At 56.7% G+C, this 5,456-nt stretch carries 4 protein-coding genes; all 4 read left to right on the plus strand.

The features are described 5' to 3' along the window. Positions 1-2,424: hypothetical protein (locus tag KQ940_RS22455; RefSeq protein ID WP_217416884.1), on the plus strand; the 2,424-nt coding region annotated here is incomplete at its 5' end. 11 nt (positions 2,425-2,435) lie between these two features. Continuing rightward, positions 2,436-2,831 carry a hypothetical protein gene (locus tag KQ940_RS22460; RefSeq protein ID WP_217416885.1) on the plus strand — a complete coding sequence of 132 codons (396 nt, stop codon included), beginning with the start codon at positions 2,436-2,438 and terminating at the stop codon, positions 2,829-2,831. A gap of 348 nt (positions 2,832-3,179) precedes the next feature. After that, positions 3,180-3,587, plus strand: a complete 408-nt coding sequence (locus tag KQ940_RS22465; protein WP_217416886.1) for a hypothetical protein — start codon at positions 3,180-3,182, stop codon at positions 3,585-3,587. A 286-nt stretch (positions 3,588-3,873) separates the two neighbouring features. Next, positions 3,874-5,456: RHS repeat domain-containing protein (locus KQ940_RS23140; protein WP_485020584.1), on the plus strand; the 1,583-nt coding region annotated here is incomplete at its 3' end.

Below are 5,456 nucleotides of genomic sequence, written 5' to 3' on the forward strand. Positions count from 1 at the left end.
GGCCGCCTGACCGCCGACACCCACGTGGTGTACGACGAAGGCGACATCATCGGCTCCACGCTGCCGAACTTGAAGTCGGATCCGGACGATGGGGGGTGTGGTGGGTTCCTGGCGATTATCATCGTCGTCATCGTGGCCATCGTCGCCTGGTACGCCTTGCCTGAATTGGCCGCATTTTTGGGAGGGGGCACCGCAACCTTCGGTAGCTATGTAGCGGCGGGCGCGATTATTGGTGCCGCCGCCAGCGTCGTGACGCAAGGCCTGTTCATCGCCTTGGGGTACCAAGACGAGTTCAGCTGGAAAGACGTAGCCGCCGGTGCCATCAGCGGCGCCTTCGGCGGTGCCGCGCGCGGCTTCGGACAACTGGCTCAGTCCTCCGAAATCGCCAGCACCGTCAAGTATGCCAAAATTGCGGCCCGTGCCTCCCAGGTGGCGGCAGCTGCCAGTAAACAATTGATCTCGAATGGCAAGATTACCAGTTGGTCAAGCCTGGCGGTTGCAGCACTGGGGCCGGTTCGTGGTATCGGCGAAAACGGTGAAACCGTCAACCTGGTTGACGCGGTCGGTGCGGGCAGTGAAGGCATACTGGGCTCGGCCGTTGACTACATCAGCCCCTGGCTGGGGGCAGCAGAGAGCTTTATCCGTACCGGTGAGGTCACTCCCACCGACTGGGCCAACGGTATTGCAGGCACCCTGAGCAATGCCATCAACGGCAACGGTCTAGGTGAAACCGAATCCTTCGGTAGCCTGCAGATCTCCGACAAGCAACTGATTACCAACCTTGCCGTGGGCGGCGTGCTGACCGCGTTCGACAAACAGGCGGGCAAAGACTTCCTGGCCAACACCATCGGTAACGAGATCGGCAACTTCATCGGTGGCCGGATCGTGAGCGCCACCGGGCTGGATACAGGAGCTCGTGATGCGGTGCGTGGGTTCCGCCAGGGTGTGAGGGATAGAGAACTGGCTGCATTGGAAGCGGCACAGACGTTTAGGCCGGATAATCGGGTGGGATTGTTGGTGTCGTCTGCCAATGACGACGATCCGATGGAGCGTATCAATCGGCAGTTGATGGAGGAACCGACGGGCGCTGGAGCGACCAAGGCCGACTCCGGACAGCTGGATAGTGACGAGCTGCAAACCGCTATTGAAGAGCAAGAGCTAGCTTCTGACGCGGATCGGTTGAAGTCGCAACTGGTGCAGGCGAATAGTGCAGGAAAAGAGATAGACAGCGTAGTAGACAAGGCTGGTGTTCTCGCTCATCAGGAGGAAGGGATCCTCTCTGAGGAGATGTTGATGAGGGCACTGTATGGCGACCTTGACAATGGTGGCTATAGTTTGCAGCCTCGTGGGCAGGATCAGCGAGAACAAGTAATTGCGCTGATAAAAGAGTATGGCGCGGAGCTTAAAGCGGAGATTCGTAACAGCCAGGCGGCTTTGGAAGGAACTGGTTTTTGGGGGCAACTGGCAATTGGATTCGGTGGCGCCGCGGACAGTACCATTGAGCTGGCCAAGAGTATTGGTGGAGCACTGCTGAGCGGCGCTTCGGCGGCTAAAGATCTTATAGTCAACGTCGCTACAGGAGATCTCGATGCAGTCCAAGCTCAACTGGATGCTGCATTTGAAGGGATTGAGGGCGTCTATGTTGATGCCAAGCAGTTTACGGAGACAGCCGCGACAATAACGCAGTTTATATACAATGATCCCGAGATATCGGGGCTGCTTTTTGATACGCTGAAGGATGTCTCCGGCGAGCTTTCGCAAGAGCAGTTTGTCGTTGCGGCTGGTGCCTTGGTATTTGAAGGTTTGTTGGCAGTTGCAACTGGTGGGGCAGGAGTTGCTGCTAAAGGTGCCAAAGGGGCAGGGACAGCCGGTAAGCTTATCGAAGCGCTGGGTGAACTTGCCGTAGGACCTGGTAAGATAAGGGGGCAGATTGGCGCTGTTGGAGATATTAGTAAAGTTAGGGCTCTAAACAATGCTCGGCTAAAGTTCTCAACTACAGATGCCGTGCCAGTCAGTGGTTCAAGAGCTATTGATCTTGGGCAGAGTTATGAAGTTGGTGTTAGAGGGTTGTACGGAGATGTGCCTTTTAGTCAACGGCAGTACGAAGCTCTAGTAGATGGCAAATGGGTCTCGGGTGTTGCGGATAATGTTGTCACCATTGGCGGAAAAAATACTGCGATAGAAGCTAAATTCGTTGACGATTGGGCTGCATCTATTAGAAACCCCGGGAGTCCGAATGGGGCAAGGCCTTGGGCGGTGGTTGAGCAGCAAAAAATGCTCGACCAAGCAACGAAATATAATGCAGCCTTTGACAACATCATCTATCACACAAACAGTACCGACCTTGCCACCTACTATTCAAAGGTGTTTACAGATGCAGGGATTAACAACTTCAAATTTGTTATTACACCAGCAACGAGATAGTGAGATTTTGTATGTCTAAAAAGATGGAAGATATTTTAGGTCTAGGCCCTATTGATAAAGAGAGAAAGGTGCCTGGTACATCTGTTGTGGAAGGAAGAGAGTATCGATATGTCAGTTGCGGTTGTGACAATGATATAGCGGCGTTATTTAAGAAGCTCATACGAAAAGTTGACCCACCGTTAGCGACTAGCGGCGGAGCGGTTAATGATGGGTGTAAAGTTACGTTGCCTTCCGGTGAATGTTATTTTGCTGTTTCTTACAAAGGGGATATTGATGGGTGGCGGCAGCAAATTGAACAGGGTGCTGCTGCGCTTGGATTGTCAGTAGCAAAAATTTCCCAGAGTGGTTTTTTGCTCGATGATGGCAATGAGATTCCTTTGTCGGAATGTGAATTTCAGTTTTCTTAATCTGCAGTCCCGTTGTCCCGTCCGGATGTCCGGCAACAGCTATCCGGGTATTTTTGAGGTGCTTTTCCGATGAAACCTACTGAAAAAGCACCTTCACTGTTCGAGATAGAGCCAAAAATCCGATGATTTTCAGCGCACCGCCACCGATTTTGGCTCAAAGTGCCCGCCAACTGGCAGTTAGGCCGAGCCAAACCCCGGACACCGTCTCTGTCTCGGCAGGCACTCGGGGATGGCTATCGGTGCAGATAATATCCCAGACTCCTTCCTTGCATGTTCACGTAAACGAACCATGTAAAGACATGACAGAGTGGCGTAACCCGGCCAAATATCACTTGTGGGGCAACGACCATGACGATCCCGAAAATCATCAAAAAACTGCTTGGCATTCACGTCACCGGTTACTCGGTCAACCGGGGCGTATTGCGATTGCACCCCAAACAACCCTTTATCGAATGGTTGGCGAAGGAAAGCCAATGCAGCCTCGAAGAGGCCGAAAGACTCGCATGGGAAGACCGCACCGCCTTCCTGTTGCCAATGTCCTGGGACATCAAACCCGAGAAAGAGGTCGTCGGTGCCGTGTATCGCTACCTGTTCGAAACCACCCTGCAAGAATGGGTTCTGGACAAACGCCGCTGGCCCCATCCGAGAAGCCGTCAGTTGTTCAATCAGTGGTTCGATATCCACTGGAGCGATAAGACCATTGATCTCAGCCGTGAACCACTGGCATCGGATCCGGAACCCTATGAGCCTATGTAGCTGGTTCCGCACTCACCGAAAACCGATACAACGCCTTTGATGGCCTGATCGCCGCCACCGACGGCCAGCAGGTGACCTGTACCAGACTTTACGGTGCCTTCGGCTGGAAGGAGAGGATCAACTCAGGTTGTTCTGGATATAGATAGACAGACGTAACGCAGTAAAACAGCCGGTACCGACACCGGTTGGCTCTTTAACAACTTGAATAGGTCAATAGGCGTGGGCGGATGATCGCCCGCGCCGGTTGACTACAACCTATTAGCAGCTTGACTGTTAGTGTCTGGCCGTGGACGGCAGCGATACCTTCTACAAGCTCGCGCTGGACAGCACCCTGCCGAGCGATATCGCTGCGGATCTGCTGACCCTGTCCGCTTCCTGGCAGCGCACCGATATTGCCGACGGTGCCAGTGGCAACGCCAGTGTCGAAGGCGTAGACAGCGGCCTGGGATACAGCACCTACAGCCTGGCGTTCGGCAGCGATAGTAGCCCGCTGGAAGCGGGCACCTACAGCGTCACCCTGACCGGCGTCGGTGAAAACGACGACATTACGCTCGATACCTTCGAGATCGTTGTCGGCAACGGCGCTGTCACCATCGAGCGAGGCGTCAGCTGGACCATTCCCGCTGTCGGTGACGATCAGGTCGTCATCGTCGACGGTGTGCGTGTCGATGCCGGTCGCAACGGTGAGTTCGGCGACCGCCTGCTGGTCGATGCCGGCCTGACCGAGGTCGGCAGCGTCGACTACAGCGCCTTCTACGGCACCGCCTTTGCCGATGTGCACAGCACCACGGTCACCTCGACCGAGCAGTTCAATACCGATAACAGCACCACACCGCCGACGGTGACCAGCCTCGGCTTTGATATCGATATCGCAACCACCCTGAGTACCGCCGAGAGCGCCAATATTACAGGCGATCTCCATCTGGCCTGGCGTGACGCCGGCAGCGGCACCGACTTTGCCAACGACATCGTATTGACCGGCGCAGGCGATACCTACTCGACCAGCCTGTCACAGCTCCCGGGCGGCGAGTACGACCTCAAGCTCTACTACACCGATGCCAACGGCGACGAGGTGATCGTCGACTGGCTCAGGGCCGATACCGCTGAGCCGAGCAGCCTCACCACCGGCCGTTCCGTTACGCTCGAAGCCGGCGAAGTCAACGGCAGCATCGGCCTCGACGCCAACGGACTGATCAGTGTCGACCCCGGCCTCTACAGCGGTCCGGTTGGCGACATTCTCGGCGACCTGGCCCTGGCCGGCACCGCCACCGGTAACCTGGGCGACAGTCTGGCCGTGGACGGCAGCGATACCGGCTACTTCACCGAGAACCGGTACAACGCCCTGGATGCGCAGATCGCCACCAACGCGCAGACCGGTCTGTGGCGTGAGTTCGGCGTCGATGGCAACGGCAACGCCCTGGTCACCGAGAACTACGGCCTCGACCGTAGCGGCACGCCGATCACCACCTTTATTCTGTTCGATGGCCGCAACCGCGAGGTGGCCCACTTCGCCGCCGAGACCACCCAGAGCGACGGCACCAGCGCCCGCGCGGTGACCCGCACCGAATACGACGTACTGGACAACGTCACCCAACAGACCGACGCCAACGGCGGCGAGACCCGGCGCACCTGGAGTGCGCTGGGCATGCAGTTGACCGAGACCGATCAGCTTGCCAACACCACCACCTACCGCTACGACCGCCTCGGCCATCGTACCGCCGAGATCGACGCCCTGGGCAACGGCCGCTACAGCTTCTACGACACTGTCGGCAACCTGGTGCAGGAGGTGGACGGCGAAGGCAACAGCACCACCCATGCCTACGACGTGTTCGGTCGCCGCATCCAGGTCACCAACGCCCTGGGGCAGCG

It is taken from the genome of Marinobacterium ramblicola, assembly GCF_019084545.1.
GTDB lineage: Bacteria > Pseudomonadota > Gammaproteobacteria > Pseudomonadales > Balneatricaceae > Marinobacterium_D > Marinobacterium_D ramblicola.